Below are 18476 nucleotides of genomic sequence, written 5' to 3'. Positions count from 1 at the left end.
ACCGGCAATGGCCCCGTGACCCTGCCACGCCGCACCCCTTCCGCCAGACCGCCGAACGGGGAGTCACCCCCGTTCGGCCCCCGAAGTCCCACCGTCCGGCGGCACGGTCCGGTGGCACCGCTCGTCGGCACCACTCGTCGGCACCGCTGTCGGCACCGCTTGTCGAAGATCCCTGGTACGGGCGGCCGGCCCAGACACCGGCTCGCTTTCGCCCGACCGGCCCGACCGGCCCGACCGGGTAGCCGAAGGGCCCTGGCGCCCGGCCGGCCCCCGCACCGGCTCGCTTTCGCCCGACCGGCTCGCTCTCGCCCGACCGGCTCGCTTTCGCCCGGCGGGCCCGCTTGCGCCCCTACCGGCCCGACCGGCCCTTCGGGGACGACCCGCGAACCGCGAACCGAGGCCGAGGCGTACTCCGCGGGCGCACCAGCCCACTCGGCGTCCCCCGGCCCGCTCAGCTTCCCCCGGCCCGCCCGAAGCGAACCTCCCCGGCCGAAGCACGCGCCACGGACACGCCGCCCCACTCGACCCCGTCCGGCGCACGCGCCCACCGGCGGCGACCCGCTCAGCCCTCCCCGCGCCCGAACAGCGGAGCCAGGAGCAGTTGGGCCGCGCCCTCGGCCACTCCTCGCGCGCCGCCGGGGGCCGCCCGGACCGGCACCGCCGCGCCGCCTCCTTCACGCCGGGCCCGTTCCTCCAGTACGGCCCCGACGCCCTGGAGGAAGACCTCCTCGTGAGCCGCGACCGTGCGCCCGCCCAGCAGCACGAGGTCGATGTCGAGCAGCCCCACCAGGTTCGCCGCTCCGGCGCCCAGCACCCGGGCCGCCTCGGCCACGGTCCCCCGCCCCACCGCGTCCAGGCACAGCACCTCGATGCACCCGCGGTTCCCGCACTCGCACAGCGGCCCGTCTAGCTGGATGACCTGGTGTCCGAACTCCCCGGCCCCGGTACGGGCCCCCCGGTGCACGGCCCCGCTTATCACGAGCCCGGCGCCCAGTCCCGTACCGAGATGCAGATACGCGAAGGACCCGCCGCCCGCGATGCCGGAGCCGGACCGGGCCCCGGTTCCCACCGCGACCCCGAGCGCCGCCGCGTTGGTGTCCTTGTCCACGACCACCGGCAGCCCGAGCCGCCCGGCCAGCGCGTCCCGCAGGGCGAACCCGTCCCACTCGGGGAATCCCGTCACGCGGTGCAGCACCCCCAGGGTGTGATCGAGCGGCCCCGGCAGGGCGACCCCCACACCCAGCGGCGACACCCCGCCGAGCAGGGCCGAGACCTCCCCGGCCGCCCCCTCGACCACAGCGCCGGACCCGGCCCCCAGATCCAGCGGGGCGCGCCGTTCGGCCACCACCGACCCGGTGAGGTCGCAGAGCACCGCGGTCAGCTCGTCCCGGTCGAGATGCAGCCCGACCGCGTGCCCCGCCTCGGGCACGAGCCGCAGCACCGTACGGGGTTTTCCGCCCGTGGACGCGAGACGCCCCGCCTCCGTCGCGAGACCGTCGGCCCGCAGCCGCCCGGTGATCTTGCTGACCGCCTGCGGGGTCAGCCCGGTCCGCTCGGCGAGTTCCAGGCGGCTGATGCCGGAGGCCCCCGCCGTGCGCAGCAGATCGAGCACCAGCGCGGCGTTGTGACTGCGCAGGGCAGGAAGATTCACCCCGACCGCCCCCGCGCCGCCACCCCCACCACCGCCACCACCCGGATTCCCGGGGACACCCTGGTTCGCGAAGACACCGGAGGCCCCGCCCCCGCCCTGGTCCGCGAAAACTCCGGAAGTCCGGGGTACACCTGGATTCCCGGGGCTCCCCTGCTTCCCGGCCCCACCCGCATTGGTCCTGTTCACATCACCCATTGTCCCCCGCGCTTGCACTTTGGCAACAGCGTTGCGAAAGTAGGACGCATGACAGGCATGACTGGTACTGGTACGCCCCTTCGCGTGGGTCTCGTCGGCTACGGCCTCGCGGGTTCCGTCTTCCACGCCCCGCTGATCGCCACGACCGAGGGGCTCGCCCTCGACACCGTCGTCACCTCGAACCCGGAGCGCCAGGCACAGGCCCGCGCCGAGTTCGGCGACGGGCTGCGCTTCGCCGCCACCCCCGACGACCTGCTGGCACGCGCCGACGAACTCGACCTGATCGTCATCGCGTCCCCGAACAAGACCCACGTCCCGATCGCGACCGCCGCCCTGAAGGCCGGCCTCCCCGTGGTCGTGGACAAGCCCATCGCCGGTACGGCGGCGGAGGCCCGCGAGCTGGCCGCCCTGGCCGACGAGCGCGGCCTGCTGCTCTCCGTCTTCCAGAACCGCCGCTGGGACAACGACTTCCTGACCCTGCGCAAGCTGTTCGCCGACGGCGAGCTGGGCGACATCTGGCGCTTCGAGTCCCGTTTCGAGCGCTGGCGCCCGCAGCCCAAGGGCGGCTGGCGCGAGTCCGGCGACCCGGCGGAGATCGGGGGTCTGCTCTACGACCTCGGCAGCCACCTCGTCGACCAGGCGCTCGTCCTCTTCGGCCCCGCCGCCTCGGTGTACGCGGAGTCGGACGTCCGCCGTCCGGGCGCGCTGACCGACGACGACACGTTCATCGCGATCACGCACAAGAGCGGGGTCCGCTCCCACCTCTACGTCTCCGCGACGACCGCCCAGCTCGGCCCGCGCTTCCGCGTCCTCGGCTCGCAGGCGGGCTACGTCAAGTACGGCCTCGACCCGCAGGAGGCCGACCTGCGCGACGGCAAGCGCCCCGCTGCCGGTGCCGCGTGGGGCGTCGAGCCGGAGGCCCTGTGGGGCCGCGTCGGCTCCGGCGAGTCCCCGCTGACCGGTGGCGGCCGTCCCGAGCCGACGGTCCCGGGCACGTACCCGGCGTACTACGCGGCCGTCGCCGCCGCCATCCGTGACGGCGCCCCGAACCCGGTCACCGCCCACGAGGCCGGCGCCGCCCTCGACGTCCTGGAGGCGGCCCGCCGCTCCGCCCGCGAGTCCGTGGTGGTGTCCCTGTGAACGCGCCCGTCGCACCGGAGATCGCCGACCTGGAGGAGCAGGAGCGCCGGCTGACGCTCCAGCGTTTCACCCACGACGACGCCTGGGCCCTCGGCACACTCCTCGTCGAACTCGCCCGCGAGCGCGAGGCGCCGGTCGCCATCGACATCCGCCGCGGTGGCCAGCAGCTCTTCCACGCGGCGCTGCCGGGGTCCACCCCGGACAACGACGCCTGGATCGACCGCAAGCGCCGCGTCGTCGAGCGGTACGGGTGCTCCTCGCTGCTGGTCGGCTCGCGCTTCCGCGCCAAGGGCACGACCTTCGAGGACTCCTCGCGCCTGGACCCCGACACGTACGCGGCCCACGGCGGCGCGTTCCCGATCGCCGTGACGGGCGCGGGCGTCGTCGGCACCGTGGTGGTCTCGGGCCTCCCGCAGATCGAGGACCACAAGATGGTCGTAGAGGCCCTGGAAAAGTTCCTGGCCGCGTAGCACCCCGGTTCCCCGCGCCCTCCAAGGAGCGCGGGGAACCCCCGTAGGGGCGCGAGGAAGCCCCGCAAGGGGCGCGGGGGAACGGCGCGGCCAACCACAACCCACCCGCAGCGAACGACGCACAGCACAGCCCCGTAAGGGGCGCGGGGAACGGCGCGGCCAACCACGAAGCACCCGCAGCCAGCAACGCACGGCACACCTCCGCAAGGGGCGCGAGGAACGGCGCGGCCAACCACAACCCACCCGCACCAGGAAGAGCACCGGGGCCAAAGCGAACCCCACCCGGCGAACCCAGCGGAGCGCCTACGCGTTGGCGAGCGTCTGCCGCTGCCGCCCCAGCCCCTCGACCTCCAGCTCCACGACGTCCCCCGCCCGCAGATACGGCTTCGGCTCGGGCCGGCCGAGCGCCACCCCGGCGGGCGTACCGGTGTTGATGACATCCCCCGGGTACAAGGTCATGAACTGGCTCACGTACCGGACGACCTCCGCGACCGGAAAGATCTGCTCGGCCGTCGTACCGTCCTGCTTGAGCTCACCGTTCACCCAGAGCCTCAGCGACAGCGCCTGCGGGTCCGGGACCTCGTCCGCGGTCACCAGCCACGGCCCCAGCGGGTTGAACGTCTCGCAGTTCTTGCCCTTGTCCCAGGTGCCACCGCGCTCGATCTGGAACGCGCGCTCGGAGACGTCGTGAGCCACCGCGTACCCGGCGACATGCGCGAGCGCCTGCTCCCCGGACTCCAGATAGCGGGCGGTACGGCCGATGACGACGGCCAGCTCGACCTCCCAGTCCGTCTTCACCGACCCGCGCGGCACGAGCACCGTGTCGTACGGCCCGACCACGGTGTCCGCCGCTTTGAAGAAGATCACCGGCTCGGCGGGCGGCTCGGCCCCGGTCTCCCGGGCGTGGTCGTGGTAGTTCAGCCCGATGCACACGACCTTGCCGATCCGGGCCAGCGGTGGTCCGACGCGCAGTCCGTCCGCGTCCAGCGCGGGCAGCTCACCGGCCGCCGCCGCGGACCGGATCCGGCCGAGCGCCGCGTCGTCGGCGAGCAGCGCCCCGTCGATGTCGGCGACGAGGCCCGACAGGTCGCGCAGGGTCCCCTCGGCGTCGAGCAGCGCGGGCCGCTCCGACCCGGACGTACCGACTCGCAGCAGCTTCATGGTCACCATCTCCCTCGGTCGCGGGCCGTCCGGCCGACAGGTGCGACCGTCGGGGGACCGTGCGATCCTCCAAGCTCACCGTCCAGTCCGCAAGACCCCGTTCACAGACCGGACCCGGCTGACATACCTTTCCCACCGCCCGGACGGCTGGACGAACGACCGGACGAACGGACGAACGGCACGGTCACGCGAGAGCAAGGGCCGTCAGGCGAGAGCAAGGGTCGCGTCAGGCGAGAGCCAGGATCGTCAGGCGAGAGCCGCGACCGCGGGCGCCGCCCCCGGCATGTCCCGGTAGAGCACCGCCCGCTCCACGGCGCTCCAGGTCGCGCTGGTCACGACGTACAGGGCGGCGGCCAGCGGCACCACCGCCACGGTGAACAGCGTGAAGAAGGACATGAACGGCATGATCTTGCCGACCGAGGCGAGCGCCGTCGCGGCCGCCTGCTCACTCTCGCTCCGGCCCTCGCTCTGCGCCTCGCCCGCCGGAGTCGCGGCGGCGGTCATCCGCTTCGTACGCACGTAGTTGAACGCGGCCACTGCCGTGACGACGGCGAAGAGGCCCAGGTAGACGAGACCGGCCGGCCCGAAGAGCCCGCCGTCGCCGAGCGCGTCCGCCCACCGGCCCCCGAGCGGCGCGGCGAACAGCTTGTGCCCGAGCAGGGTGTTGGCCTCGCCGCCGATCGTCGAGCTGGAGAACAGGTGGTAGAGAAGGAAGAAGGCCGGCATCTGCAACAGGCTGGGCAGACATCCGGAGAGCGGCGACACCTTCTCCTCGGCGTGCAGTTCCATCAGCGCCTTCTGGAACTTCTCGCGGTCCTTCCCGTGCTCCTTCTTCAGCTCGGCGATCCGCGGCTGGAGGGCCGCCCGCGCCCGCTGTCCGCGTGCCGAGGCCCGCGACAGGGGGTGCACGAGCAGGCGTACGAGCGCGGTGAACAGGACGATCGCCGCGGCGGCGGCCGAGGTGTGGAACAGCGGCTGGAGCAGATCGGCGAGGTGCTCGACCAGGTGCGCGAAAACGGACATGAACGTGGACATGCGTGAGCCCTCCGGGGGTCTCGTCGTGCCGGGAGTACGGATTGCGGCATGACGACCCGCGCGGGTCACCCGTGACGGAGTACCACTCGGGGTGAGTCACCGGGAGTGGAGAGCCACCCCGGGCGGACGGTCACCGGGGGTGGAGGAAGGGGGTGCCCTACGCGGTCGCCGGGAGGGCGTGTCCGGGCGCCCTGGGACGCGGCCGTCCGCTGGCGTCGGGATCGCGTTGCGGCAGGAAGGCCGTGCGGCGGTCGCGGTCGCGGATGGCCGTACGGACCCGGGTGGGCGGCACGACGGGCGCGCAGCGCGCCACGATGAGGGAGCACGCGGCGAAGGCGGACCCGGCGGCGGCCGTCGCCGCGATCGCGACGGTGGCGGTGAGGGTGCCCGTGTCGAGCAGGGCGACCTCGAGGAGCAGGAGCAGCAGTACGGCGGCGGGGCGGGCATCGGCCCAGGTCCGGATCATCGACCGCTCCTCCTCTCGTACGTGGCGCGCGTGTCTCTCCGTTCGTTATACAGGATGGTTCCGGACCAACCGCCCTGGATCGGCTGCGGTATCGGTCACGGGGTCCGCCGCGCGGTCGGTCCGTACGCAGGGCATGCGGTCGGTCCGTACGCAGGGCATGCGGTCGGTCCGTACGCAGGGCATGCGGTCGGTCCGTACGCAGGGCATGCGGTCGGCACGCACGAGGCAAGCGGTCGCCGCGTACGGGGCCAGGTGTCGGGCGCGGTCGGTATGTACGGGCCAGACGTCCGGCGCGGTCGGCACGTACAGGTCCGGCGTCAGGTGCAGCCGGCACGTACGGGCCAGACGTCCGGCGCGGTCGGCACGTACAGGTCCGGCGTCAGGTGCAACCGGCACGTACGGGCCAGGCGTCCGGCGCGGTCGCTGCGTACGGGTCAGGCGTCCGGCGCGGCCGGCTCGCCGGACACGGCCGCCGCCGGTTTCAGTGGATCCATGTCGAGCGGCTCCAGCAGTCGCCTCGGCGCGACCAGGGCGCGGCTGACCGGATCCGCCGGGTCCCGGTCGAGCCCGGGGCCCGGCGTCATCTCGACGTCCGGGACGGGCACGACCAGCGCGCAGCGGGGGCATTCGCCGTAGGGGCCGAGTTCCGTGCCGCAGTCGGCGTGCCGGAAGTACCGAAGACGGCTCTCCCCGAAGTGCTCGCGGCCCCACAGTCCGAGCGAGCGCAGGGTGGGCCACAGGGCGACACCGCGGTCGGTCAGGACGTACTCGTCACGCGGCGGCGACTCCTGGTAGCGGCGCTTCTCGAGGACCCCCTCGGCGGTGAGCGCCTGGAGACGGGCCGCGAGCACGGCCCGCGGGATGCCGAGGTGCACCAGGAAGTCGTTGTAGCGCCGTACGCCGTAGAGCGCGTCTCGGATGACGAGAAGTGTCCAGCGCTCACCGACGACCTCCAGCGCGCGGGCGATCGAGCATTCCTGCGTCGCGTAGTCCTTGCCCAGAGCCATGCCCCCACTGTAGCCACTTTTCGACCTGTTGGTTCATTGAACGAACCTAGATGCTATGGTCTATGCACACACAAGGTTCAATGAATGAACTGAAGGATGTCGGAGAGGTCGGCCCGAACCGACCGTCCGACCCGCTGAACCGACTGACCCGACCCAGGGAAGTGAAGGCAGGCCATGACCCGGCTCGACCGGCCCGACACCAGCACGCAGCCCGCGCACGCCACCGGCGTCTCTCCGGCCACTCCGGCCTCCCCGACTCCCCTTCCGGCCCCTTCGGCGGACAGCGCTCCGCGGGCCACCCCGACCCTCGTCCTCACCAGCGCCGCCACCGCCGTGGCCCTGATGACGTACACGGCCCCGATGGTCACGCTCCCCGACACCGCGGCCGCACTGCACACCTCGGTCTCCGCCCAGGCCTGGCTGCTCAACGGCACCCCGCTGGGCCTGGCCGCACTGCTCCTGGTCGCGGGCAGCCTCGCGGACGACTACGGCCGCCGCCGGATCTTCCTGGCCGGCACGGTCGCCCTCGGCCTCACCACCGCCCTGGGCGCGCTCGCGGACTCCACCTGGCTGTTCACCCTGGCCCGCATCGCGCAGGGAGCGGCGAGCGCGGCGATCCTCGCGAGCAGCCTGGGGCTGATCGTGCACGCCTTCCCGACCCCGCGCGGGCGGCTGCACGCGACGGGGGTGTGGGGCGCGTTCGTCAGCGGCGGCATCGCGGCGGGCCCGCTGCTCGCGGGGGCGATCGCGGGCTGGGACTGGCGGATGGCGTACGCCGTCCTCGGCGCCGCCGCTCTGGCCGTCGCCCTCCTCGGGACCCGTGCCCTGACCGAGTCCCGCGCACCGCGCGGCGGCCGGCCCGACCTCGCGGGGGCGCTGACCTTCGGGCTCGCGCTGGTGTCGCTGGTGGCGGCGCTGACGCTCGGCCGCGACGGCTGGCTGCGTGCTCCGGTCGGCCTGCTGCTGGCCGCGTTCCTCGTCCTGATGGCCGTGTTCGTCGCCGTCGAACGCCGCAGCGACACACCCATGATCGACCTGGGCCTCCTCCGCCACCGCCGCTTCCTCGCCTCGTCCGCGGGCGGGCTCTTCATGGGCCTCGCGGTGATCGGCCTGTTCAGCTTCCTGCCGGCCCTGCTCCAGCGGACGCTCGGGATGTCCGCCATGGACACGGCGTGGCTGTTCCTGCTGTGGTCCGGGCTCTCCTTCACGGTCGCCCTCCAGGCCCGCCGTCTCGCCGGCCGGGTCTCGCACCGCCATCAGCTCGCCATCGGTTTCGCGCTGCACGCGGCCGGCGTCCTGACGATGCTCGGCGCGATCGGCTCCGGTTCCTGGACCCACCTGCTGCCGGGCTTCGTGATCTCCGGGGTGGGCAGCGGCCTGCTGAACGCCGCGCTGCCCCTGCTGGCTGTGGAGTCCGTGCCCGCGACCCGCGCGGCGATGGGCTCGGGCGCCCAGCAGACCTTCCGCTACATCGGCTCGTGCGCCGGGGTCGCCCTCACGATCGCCCTGGTCACCTCCACCGGCGGGCCGGCGCACGGCGCGGACATCGCGATCGCCGTGTCGGCGGGACTGGCCGCCGTGGCCGCGGCGAGCGTCCTGGTCCTGCGGGACCGGACGTGACGCGGCCGTACCCGGCGGAGCCCGCGTTCGGCTGTGCCGGAGCCCGACGGGCGTGATCGGCGGAGCCCGGCGGGCGGGACCGGCGGAGCCCGACGGACGCCACTGGCGGAGCCCGACGCACGTGACCGCCCGAGCCCGGTGGGCGGGACCGGCGGAGCCCCGCGGACGTAACCGGCGGAGCCCCGCGGGCGTGACCGGCCGGGCCCGGCGGGCGTGACCGGCCGGGCCGGCGTTCGTCAGCGGGGCCGCATGGAGGTGAGCTTCCCCCACACCGCCATGCGGTATCGGGAGGTGTACTCGGGGGTGCACGTGGTGAGCGTGATGTAGTACCCCGGCCGCGTGTACCCGTACGACGGCCGGACGGTGCTGCGCGGCACCGGGCGGATCACCCCGACGTCCCGCGAGGAGGTCTGCGACATCGTCCGGTCGACGGTGTACGTGTAGACGGCGGCCTTCGTCTCCACGGTGATCGTGTCACCGCGCCGGAGCCTCGGGAGGTACCGGAACGGCTCCCCGTGCGTGTTCCGGTGCCCGGCGAGCGCGAAGTTCCCGGCCTGCCCCGGCTGCTGGGTGCCCTTGTAGTGACCGACGTAGCCCTTGTTCAGGACGTTCGCCTTGCTGATGCCCTCCGCGACCGGCACCCGCAGGGAGAGCCGCGGAATGCTGAGGACGGCATAGGCCTGCGACCAACGGGGTTGCTTCTGATCGCCGCCGCCCCCGGATCCGGACGGAGAGTTCCGCCCCGACGCCCGTCCGGTCCCGTCCTTCGCGTCCCCGCCGCTCCTGGCCGCCGCACCGGCACCGGACTCCGCGCCGCCACCGTTCCCGGAACTCCCCGGGTCCGGGGTCCCCCACTCCCGCTCCAGCGCCTGCACCTTGCGCTCGGCGCCGTGCCGCGCCTGCCGGTTGGTCCACCACAGCTGGTGCGCGACGAGCAGGAGCAGCACCACTCCGACGGTGACGAGCACCTCGGCACCGCTCCAGACCGCTCGCCGGTACGCGGCCCGCCGTCGCCGCGTGCCGTGGTGCACGACCCCCGGAGCCCGCATCCGTACGCCCCCTTCGCCGGGCGCACGATAGGCGTCACCCCGTCAACTCTCCAGCCCCGCGCGGCTCCTGTCCGGCGCGGGGCTTCCTCCACCGGTTTTAGAAAGGGCTGTCACAACCCTCGACAACCTCAGGCGCCACACCCGATGCTTCCTGATGGCATCAGTGGGACGGGCAAGCGCCGGCGGGTACGAACCGGCGACCGAGTTCGAAGTCGAGTCGACAGCCATGGCCAACTCCGTTACGGGGGACGCGAGTTGTGCTGAGACGGACGGAGAAGCCAGCCATGATCCGACGCAGAACACTTCTGGGCGCCGCGGGCGGTGCGGTCCTCGGCGGCGCCCTGGCGACCGGCACGGCCCGCGCGGACGCGACGATCGCCGTCAACCCGGCCACGACGTACGGGAAATGGGAGGGGTGGGGCACCTCACTGGCGTGGTGGGCCAATGTCTTCGGCGCCCGCGACGACTTCGCCGACCTCTTCTTCACCACCAAGTCGACGACGTACAACGGCGCTTCGCGCCCCGGCCTCGGACTGACCATCGCCCGTTACAACCTGGGCGCGTGCGGTTGGAACAGCGTGGGCGGCGAGACCATGACCGCCTCCGCCAACATCCCCTCCTTCAAGCAGATCGAGGGCTACTGGCAGGACTGGAACAACGAGGACCCGACGTCCTCGGCCTGGAAGTGGACGGCGGACGCCACCCAGCGCGCCGCCCTCACCAAGGCGACGGCGCGCGGCGCGACGAGCGAGCTGTTCGCCAACTCCCCGATGTGGTGGATGTGCCTGAACCACAACCCGTCGGGCGCGTCAGGCGGCGGCAACAACCTCCAGTCCTGGAACTACCGCCAGCACGCCTCCCACCTCGCGGCGGTCGCCCTCTACGCGAAGACGAACTGGGGCGTGAACTTCGCCACCGTGGAGGCGTTCAACGAGCCCTCCTCCAGTTGGTGGACGTCCACCGGCACCCAGGAGGGCTGCCACATGGACGCCTCCGTCCAGTCGGCCGTACTCCCCTACCTGCGAAGCGAGTTGGACAAGCGCGGCCTGACGGCCACCAGGATCTCCGCGTCCGACGAGACGAGCTACGACCTCGCCCGTACGACATGGAGCTCCTTCAGCTCGACGACCAAGGCCCTGGTCAACCGGGTCAACGTGCACGGCTACCAGGGTTCGGGCGGCCGCCGGGACCTTCTCTACACGGACGCCGTGACGTCGTCCGGCAAGGCGCTGTGGAACTCCGAGTACGGCGACGGCGACGGCACCGGCCTGACCCTGGCGAGCAACCTCCTCCTCGACTTCCGCTGGCTGCATCCGACCGCCTGGGTCTACTGGCAGGTGATGGACCCCACGGCGGGCTGGGGCATGATCAAGTACGACGCGGGCACCCTGACGGCCGGCGCGGTCGAGACGAAGCTGTATGTGATGGCCCAGTTCAGCCGCCACATCCGCCCCGGCATGACGATCGTGGACACGGGCGTGGACTACGCGGTGGCGGCGTACGACGCGACGGCGAAGCGCCTGGTGATCGTCGCGGCGAACAAGGCCACGTCCGCCCAGACCCTGACCTTCGACCTCTCCCGCTTCACCACGGTCTCCGGCGGCACGGGCGGCCTGGTCCCCCGCTGGAACACCCTGACCTCCGGCACCGGCGACCTCTACACCGCCCACTCGGACACCTACCTGAACGGCAAGTCCGTGGCCGTCTCGTTCCCGGCCGGGGCGGTTCAGACGCTGCAGGTGGACGGGGTGGTGGCATGAGGCGGAACTGACCGACCCGTCGCCACCGCGGTGACGGTGGCGGTGACGGCGGCGTCGGTGTCGGCGGTGTCGGCGTCGGCGTCGGCGTCGGCGTCGGTGACAGGCTCCCCCTGCCTCCCCTCTCCCCTCCTCCTCTCCCCTCCCCCTCGACACTCGGGCGGGGATCCCGGAATATGCCGTCGGGGACTCCCGCGTCTCTGGCCTGCAGGTCTCTCTCCTTGGCGGCCCGGCGGCAGTACGGTGTCCCCCATGCGCCCCGACACGCCTGCCGAGAACGTCGACCACACCGCCGAAGCGGCTCGCCTGGAGCGGACCGCCGGCCTGTACCCGGAGGACGCCGAGCACCTGCTCCTGCAGGCCGCGGCCCACCTCGAACTGGCCGGCGACCGCCCCGGCGCCACCACTCTCTACGACCGCCTTCTCTCCTCGGACACTCCCCTGGAGAAGCCGTATCTGGTCCGCGCCCTCAAGGCGTCGAACCTGTGGGAGTACGACCACGAGGCCGAAGCCCGCGCGATCATCGACGGAGTCCGGGCGGCGGCCCCCCGCGACCCGGCCCCCTGGGTGATCGTCGCGGAGGCCCTGGAGTCGCACGACGAACTGGAGGCGGCACAGGACACCTTCACCGAGGGAACGACCCTGCTCCTGACGGACGTGGCGGAACCGCCCTACTCCACGCTCCCCCTCCTGTTCGGCCGTCACCGGGTGCGCCGCATGCTGGGCGCGGCGCACGACGAGTGGGACGCGCTGGCCGACACCCTGCACTCGTCCCCGATCTCCCTGGACGAACTCCACGACCCGAAGCGGGTCTGGTCCCTCGGCTCGGACAACCCGGCGGAACTCCAGGCCGAGATCAGCCGCCTCCAGGCCGAACTGGGCGCCTACCGCGAGGCCCTGTCGCGCCCCTTCCCGGTGGCGGTCCTGCACTGGTCGGCCCCCGAACTCACGGAACTGACCACCGCGTACCCGGACCTCACCACCGAGTACCCCTCGCACGACGAGCACCTCGCGACGATAGAGGCGTCCCTGCGCGAACTGGCCGTCTCCGGCACCCCGAACCTCGGCATCGTCACCGCCACGGTCCCCTCGTACGAGGCCTTCGCCGCCTCGGAAGCCTCGTCCCCCGCGGACACGACCCTGCTCCCCCAGTACGCGACAACGCTGGCGGCCCGAGGCCTGGCAGTGGCCTGGCCTCCGCAGCGGACGAGCGAGTGCTGGTGCGGATCGGGGGCTTCTTACGGGGAGTGCCACGGGGCCATTTGATGGCCAGTGGCATCGCCACGCTCTGCCATCTCCCATGAAGGTGCATCCCGGGCTACCAGCAGTCGGGGTGCACCTTTGGCTTTCTTAGCTCCATGACTCGATCGTGTCAGTGGCCCCTGTTAGAACTGTGCACGGCGCAATGAACGATCGGGGGGCCAGCGTGGTTCAGTCAGGGGATCCGGCACAGCCTGTTGCGGGTGTGTACGAGGAACTCATCACCGAAGGCGTGCAGGCACAGATCGACCAGTTGAAGGCGGCCGGATGGAAGCCGATTCACGCGGAGGTCAGTGCCGAGTCGTCACCCCATGTCCTGGCGCGCCACATCGGCGAAGCCGTGGGGCGACGGTTGAGTCTGCTCCCTCACGACAAGCAGGTAGCCGCAGCCAACCAGATCATGCAGTCCCTGGTCAGTAGCCTGCCGGACCCAGATGAGGACGAGGCATCGCCCACCATCGTCGAGGGCCCTCGCCAACTCCTGGCCTTGGCAGAGCAGCAGGCTCCGGGCGCCTACGCCATCAGGCCCCTGACTCCCCTGTCTGAAACAGCGTTGATCACCAATGCCCCAGATGATCCGAGCCTGGGGGCGGAATTGCGGGCCGAGCTCGCTACTGCCGACCGCATCGACCTGCTCTGCGCGTTCGTAAAGTGGTACGGAATACGAGTTCTCGAGGACTCGCTCCGCGCAGCCAAGGAACGTGGGATCCCCATCCGGGTCATCACCACCACCTACATCGGCGCCACAGACCGGCACGCTTTGGACCGACTCGTTCGCGAGTTCGGTGCCCAGGTGAAGGTCAACTACGAGATCAGGTCGACGCGCTTGCACGCCAAAGCCTGGCTGTTCCGGCGTAACACAGGCTTCGACACCGCCTATGTAGGCAGTTCGAACCTCTCCAAAGCCGCTTTGCTCGACGGCCTGGAGTGGAATGTACGACTGTCCTCAGTCGCCACGCCGAGAGTGCTCGACAAGTTCGAGGCGACCTTCGACGCGTACTGGGCCGACACCGCCTTCGAGGCGTACGACCCTGATCGCGACGGCGAGCGACTCACCGAGGCACTTGCCAGGGCGGGTGGCACTGGCCCCGCTGGAGACGTCAAGATCAGTCTGTCGGGTCTCGAGGTGCATCCTCTCCCTCACCAGAAAGACATGCTGGAGCGCCTCCGAGTCGAGCGTGAGATCCGCGGACGCAACCGGAATCTCCTCGTCGCCGCGACGGGAACCGGCAAAACCGTAATGGCGGCACTTGACTATCGAAGCATGCGTGACAGACGCGGTGGTGAGCTTCCCCGCCTGCTCTTCGTCGCCCATCGCAAGGAGATCCTGAACCAGTCCCTGCGCACCTACCGGGAGGTACTGGATAACGCCTCGTTCGGCGAGCTTCTCCACAGCGGCAAAGAACCACGCGACTGGACACATGTGTTCGCCAGCGTCCAATCGCTCAACCTCCAGCGCCTGGAGCAACTCGACCCTGGGCACTTCGACGTCATCGTCATCGATGAGTTCCACCACGCCACGGCCGAGACGTACAAGCGGGTCATCGAGCACTTCAAGCCGGCCGAGCTGCTAGGCCTCACCGCGACCCCCGAGCGGATGGATGGGCGCAGTGTGCAGAACGTGTTCTTCGACGGGCGCATCGCTGCGGAGCTTCGCCTCTGGGAGGCCCTGGAGAACGACCTCCTCAGCCCCTTCCACTACTTCGGGCTTCCAGACGGCACGGATCTGACCCGTCTCAACTGGCGTTCGGGTACCTACGACCGGGATCAACTCGGCCATCTCTACACAGGTCACGAGGCTCGGGCGCGCATCGTCATCAAGCAGGTCCAGAACAAGATCTCAGTCCCCGCCTCCATGCGGGCCCTCGGATTCTGCGTGTCCAAGGCGCATGCCCACTTCATGGCGGACTGCTTCCGCCGGGCAGGCTTCCAAGCGGCGGCGCTCGACAGCGACTCGCGTCCCGAGGTGCGCGCGCAGACGCTCGACGATCTCAAAGCAGGTCGTATCCAGGTGATCTTCTCTGTTGACCTGTTCAACGAGGGCCTGGACATCCCTGACGTGGACACCCTCCTGCTGCTGCGCCCCACCAACAGCGCGACCGTCTTCCTCCAGCAGCTTGGGCGTGGTCTGCGCCGCACGCCAAACAAGCCTGTTTTGACGGTGCTCGATTTCATCGGTCAACATCGAGCGGAGTTCCGCTTCGAGGAACAGTTCCGGGCCCTGACAAACCTGTCCCGTAACCGGCTCGTCAACAGCATCGAGCAGGACTTCCCACAGTTGCCATCCGGGTGCCAGATCATCCTGGAAGGCAAGTCCAAGGACCTCATCCTGGACAACATCCGTACGCAGCTCAAGGCCACCATCACTACGTTGGCCAGAGAGGCCAGGGACTACAGCACCCCGCGACTGGCGAACTATCTGCGCGAGAGCCGCCGAGACATCCAGGAGCTCTACAAGAGTGACAACTCCTGGACCAAGGTGCTGCGCAAGGCTGGGTTCATCCGCGAGGAGGCGCAGCCAGGTGAGGCAGAACTCCTTAAGCGCGTCCATGCCTTCCTGCACGTCGACGACCCGAACCGCATCCAGGCGTACCTACGACTGCTGGCAGATGATGCTCCCGACTACGACTCCCTGTCTGAGGCGGAAGCGTCGTACGCCCACATGCTCTTTTTCAACCTGTGGGACAACGGTGGCGGGTTCTCCAGCTACCGCCAAGGCCTTGAGTCGCTTAGATCGCAGCCAATGATGCGGGACGAACTGCAGCAGGTTCTCTCCTACGCCCTCGAGCAGGCGGACCACTTCCCGCTCCCATTGGAGGGTCCGCTCGCTCACGTCCCCTTGAAGATCCACAGCTCGTACAACCGTTCCGAGATCCTCTCGGCCCTGGGAGTGGCGCGTTTGGGGGGCCAAATGCCCCGGGATTTCGGGCAAGGGGTGCGGTGGGTCGAGGAGCTCAAAACCGATGCCCTCCTCATCACTCTGGAAAAGAGCGAGCGCGACTTCTCTCCCACCGTCCGCTACAAGGACTACGCGCTCAGCCCGACCCGCTTCCACTGGGAGTCCCAGAGCACCACTCCAGCAAACTCCGCGACTGGCTTGCGCTACCAGCAGCACGACCAGCTCGGGAGCCATGTCCTGCTCTTCCTTCGCCGCTACAAGCGCAACAGCATCGGCAAGGCCGAGCCGTGGATGCTTCTGGGACCAGCCACATACTTCGACCACTCCGGCAGTAAGCCCATGGCAATCACTTGGGATCTACACCACGAGCTTCCTGCCGATGTGAGCGCGTACGCCTCGATCACGAGTTGACTCGGCGCTGATCTCAATCGCCGACTTCTCCGCTTGAGCCACGCCGACAAGATTTCGCGTTCGGCGACAAGAGGTCAGCCCGCCGCCGACCTCAAGTCGGCCGCGACGGGGTAACCGATCATGCTGGCCGCAGCCGTAATCAACTCGGGCGAGGCTGACGGGTTGAGTGTGACGACGAGTGCTCGCTCAAGAGGACGCAGCTCGTACACATGTCGAAGTGCCTCGACGTCCACCGACACCTCGTAGTAGTCCTCGGCGAACGTCCGGAACGCCTCCGGGGTCGGGTCGAGGAGGAGTTCGAAGAGCCGGTGCGAGCCGTCGGGGTCCGGGTGGGGCTCGGGGAAGGTGATGCGGCCCGTCTGCCAGGACGGGGCGTTCGTCTCGCGCCACAGGCATGCCGTCAGCACGGGGCATCCGTCCTCGTCCGTGAACGCGGGCTCGTCCACGTGGCGCCGGAAGACCTCGGGCACCGAGTCCAGTACGCCCGGCCAGGGCTGTGGCACGTCCTCGTGGTGGTACGGACTCAGAGGGGACTCGTGGTCGAAGCCGCGGATGTACGCGCCTTCAGGGGCGAAGACGATGTCGTACTCGTCGCCGGATCCGTTCCTCATCGAGGCCGCCTCCTCGGATTCCGACCACTGGGCGCTGTACGAGTAGATGCACTCGCCGTCGGGGTTCAGGATCGCCTCGGCCATGGCCATCGACCGGCAGAGGTCCTTCAGGGTGTCGATGTCGGGCAGGGCACCTGCGATGTCTCGGGCTGTCATACGGCCCATCCAATCGGGTGCCACCGACAGGCGGCCCCCGGTGCCGGGGCCCGCGCCCGCCCCGCTCCCGCAGGGCGTTAGCCTCGGAGGACGAACAAGGAGGCAGTGATGGCGAAGGTACCAGCCGCGATGGTGGCCGCCGGGGGGCTTGTCGGTGGGTACGGCGTCGCCCGGTGGACGAGGAAGCGGCAGCTCGGCGGGGTCGTGCTCGCCGCCGCGGGCGTCGTCGCCGCCCGGCAGTGGAAGCAGGAGGCCGGCGGTGCCGCCGCCGGAGTGCTGACCGCCGGGTACGTCGCCGCGTTCGCCGGGTCGCATCCGCTGGCCAAGAAGGTGGGCGCCTGGCCCGCCGTCTTCGGTGTCGCCGGTGCCATGGCCCTCGCCTCCTGGGCCGTGGCCGACCGACGCGCCTGAGCCGGGGTCGGGCGGACCCACGACTGAGCCCGGTCGGGCGGAACCTCAGGAAGCCCGCTCCTCCACCCCCCGAAACGCCCGCCGGTACGCCTGCGGGCTCGTCCCCACCACTCGTCTGAAGCGGTCCCTGAAAGCCGTCGGGGAGCCGAAGCCCGCCTGGGTGGCGATGCGTTCGACCGGGTACGTGGTCGTCTCCAGGAGGTACTGGGCTCGGCGCACCCTGGCCCGGTGCAGCCACTGGAGCGGTGTCGTGCCCGTCTGTTCGCGGAAGCGGCGGTTGAGGGTACGGGTGCTCATGCCCGCGTGGACCGCGATGTCCTCCAGGGTCAGCTCCCGGTCCGCGTTCTCCTCCAGCCAGTGGAGCAGCGGCTCCATGGTCGTGCCCGCCGGTGCCGGGGGCTGGGTGTGAACGATGAACTGGGCCTGACCGCCCTCCCGTTCGAGGGGCATCACCGACAGCCGGGCGGCATGCGCGGCGACCGCCGAACCGTGGTCCCTGCGGATCATGTGCAGACACATGTCCAGCGCCGCCGACGCCCCCGCCGAGGTCAGGAACTGGCCGTTGTCGACGTAGAGGACGTTCGGGTCGACGGTCACCGCCGGGTGCCTGGCCGCCAGTTCCGCGGCCGCGAGCCAGTGCGTGGTCGCGCGCAGTCCGTCCAGCAGGCCGGTGGCGGCGAGGACGAAGGCGCCGACGCAGATCGAGGCGATCCGGGTGCCGTTCGCGGCCGCCGCGCGCAGCGCCTCCGCGACGCCCGGCGGGAGCGGGGCGGACGGGTCGGCCACGCCCGGCAGGACGATCGTGTCCGCGTCGGCCAGCGCCTCCAGGCCGTACGGGGCGCGCAGCGTGAACGCGCCCGCGCTCACCTCCGCGTCCGCCGTGACCGAGCACACCCGGGTCCGGTACGCCGGACGGCCGTCGGGCAGCCGGGCCCAGCCGAACGTGTCGATCGGGGCTGCGAGATCGAACGGGATGACCTGGTCGAGCGCCAGTACGGCCACGGTGTGCATGACCAGAGCCTATGCATACGCCGGGTTCTCGCCATGCCCCGAGGCATGCGCCGGTTCTCGTGCATGCCCCCTGAGGCATGCACCGGTTCTCGCCATGCCCGTACATCGGGTTCCACCGTCGTACCTCCGCAGCGCCGATCGTACGAGCGAGCGCACCGGGGCGCGC

General features: G+C 70.8%; 15 protein-coding genes. 7 read left to right on the top strand and 8 right to left on the bottom strand.

The window, feature by feature from the left end:
• Positions 1–562: 562 nt before the first annotated feature.
• Positions 563–1837 (bottom strand): ROK family protein, encoded by a 1275-nt coding sequence (locus ACFXGX_RS16575; protein ID WP_384790853.1) that lies wholly within the window; start codon positions 1835–1837, stop codon positions 563–565.
• A 57-nt stretch (positions 1838–1894) separates the two neighbouring features.
• Between ACFXGX_RS16575 and ACFXGX_RS16570 the strand changes: the two genes are divergently transcribed.
• Together ACFXGX_RS16570 and ACFXGX_RS16565 are read left to right on the top strand one after the other, a co-directional pair.
• Complete coding sequence (locus ACFXGX_RS16570; RefSeq protein WP_384790850.1) at positions 1895–2986, top strand: Gfo/Idh/MocA family oxidoreductase; 1092 nt, start codon at positions 1895–1897, stop codon at positions 2984–2986.
• Positions 2983–3456 carry a heme-degrading domain-containing protein gene (locus tag ACFXGX_RS16565; protein ID WP_384790847.1) on the top strand — a complete coding sequence of 158 codons (474 nt, stop codon included), beginning with the start codon at positions 2983–2985 and terminating at the stop codon, positions 3454–3456. The genes ACFXGX_RS16570 and ACFXGX_RS16565 overlap by 4 nt, the downstream gene beginning before the upstream one ends.
• A 303-nt stretch (positions 3457–3759) precedes the next feature.
• On the opposite strand, the gene ACFXGX_RS16560 is transcribed toward ACFXGX_RS16565, so the two are convergent.
• The 4 genes from ACFXGX_RS16560 to ACFXGX_RS16545 all read right to left on the bottom strand — a co-directional run bounded on the left by ACFXGX_RS16560 (position 3760) and on the right by ACFXGX_RS16545 (position 7125).
• Positions 3760–4617: a fumarylacetoacetate hydrolase family protein gene (locus ACFXGX_RS16560; RefSeq protein WP_384790844.1), complete on the bottom strand. Its 858-nt coding sequence runs from the start codon at positions 4615–4617 to the stop codon at positions 3760–3762.
• A 246-nt stretch (positions 4618–4863) separates the two neighbouring features.
• Positions 4864–5640 carry a YidC/Oxa1 family membrane protein insertase gene (locus ACFXGX_RS16555; RefSeq protein WP_384790979.1) on the bottom strand — a complete coding sequence of 259 codons (777 nt, stop codon included), beginning with the start codon at positions 5638–5640 and terminating at the stop codon, positions 4864–4866.
• A 169-nt stretch (positions 5641–5809) separates the two neighbouring features.
• Entirely contained in the window at positions 5810–6118 is a 309-nt protein-coding gene (locus ACFXGX_RS16550; protein ID WP_384790841.1) for a DUF6412 domain-containing protein, read from the bottom strand.
• 434 nt (positions 6119–6552) lie between these two features.
• Positions 6553–7125, bottom strand: a complete 573-nt coding sequence (locus tag ACFXGX_RS16545; RefSeq protein ID WP_384790839.1) for a winged helix-turn-helix transcriptional regulator — start codon at positions 7123–7125, stop codon at positions 6553–6555.
• Between the two features lie 174 nt (positions 7126–7299).
• On the opposite strand from ACFXGX_RS16545, the gene ACFXGX_RS16540 reads away from it, so the two are divergent.
• Positions 7300–8745, top strand: coding sequence for an MFS transporter (locus ACFXGX_RS16540; RefSeq protein ID WP_384790836.1), 1446 nt, complete (start codon positions 7300–7302; stop codon positions 8743–8745).
• 236 nt (positions 8746–8981) lie between these two features.
• Here the strand turns inward: ACFXGX_RS16540 and ACFXGX_RS16535 are convergent, their stop codons facing one another.
• Positions 8982–9794 carry a class E sortase gene (locus ACFXGX_RS16535; protein WP_384790833.1) on the bottom strand — a complete coding sequence of 271 codons (813 nt, stop codon included), beginning with the start codon at positions 9792–9794 and terminating at the stop codon, positions 8982–8984.
• Positions 9795–10078: 284 nt separating this feature from the next.
• On the opposite strand from ACFXGX_RS16535, the gene ACFXGX_RS16530 reads away from it, so the two are divergent.
• The 3 genes from ACFXGX_RS16530 to ACFXGX_RS16520 all read left to right on the top strand — a co-directional run bounded on the left by ACFXGX_RS16530 (position 10079) and on the right by ACFXGX_RS16520 (position 16121).
• On the top strand, positions 10079–11554 hold the full coding sequence (locus ACFXGX_RS16530) for a beta-1,6-galactanase (RefSeq protein ID WP_384790830.1): 1476 nt from the start codon (positions 10079–10081) through the stop codon (positions 11552–11554).
• Between the two features lie 249 nt (positions 11555–11803).
• Complete coding sequence (locus ACFXGX_RS16525) at positions 11804–12817, top strand: SEC-C domain-containing protein (RefSeq protein WP_384790828.1); 1014 nt, start codon at positions 11804–11806, stop codon at positions 12815–12817.
• A gap of 139 nt (positions 12818–12956) precedes the next feature.
• Positions 12957–16121 (top strand): DUF3427 domain-containing protein, encoded by a 3165-nt coding sequence (locus ACFXGX_RS16520; protein WP_384790825.1) that lies wholly within the window; start codon positions 12957–12959, stop codon positions 16119–16121.
• Between the two features lie 74 nt (positions 16122–16195).
• Here the strand turns inward: ACFXGX_RS16520 and ACFXGX_RS16515 are convergent, their stop codons facing one another.
• Complete coding sequence (locus tag ACFXGX_RS16515; protein ID WP_384790822.1) at positions 16196–16888, bottom strand: hypothetical protein; 693 nt, start codon at positions 16886–16888, stop codon at positions 16196–16198.
• 108 nt (positions 16889–16996) lie between these two features.
• On the opposite strand from ACFXGX_RS16515, the gene ACFXGX_RS16510 reads away from it, so the two are divergent.
• The gene (locus ACFXGX_RS16510; protein WP_384790819.1) at positions 16997–17299 is read left to right on the top strand and encodes a hypothetical protein; all 303 of its coding nucleotides are present in this window, start codon (positions 16997–16999) and stop codon (positions 17297–17299) included.
• A 45-nt stretch (positions 17300–17344) separates the two neighbouring features.
• Here ACFXGX_RS16510 and ACFXGX_RS16505 read toward each other — a convergent pair whose 3' ends face one another.
• Positions 17345–18310, bottom strand: coding sequence for a GlxA family transcriptional regulator (locus ACFXGX_RS16505; protein ID WP_384790816.1), 966 nt, complete (start codon positions 18308–18310; stop codon positions 17345–17347).
• Between the last annotated feature and the right edge of the window lie 166 nt (positions 18311–18476).

This window comes from Streptomyces sp. NPDC059371 (assembly GCF_042751995.1).
Lineage (GTDB): Bacteria > Actinomycetota > Actinomycetes > Streptomycetales > Streptomycetaceae > Streptomyces.
The sequence above is the reverse complement of the archived record's forward strand: the minus strand, read 5'-3'. Positions and strand labels throughout refer to the sequence as shown.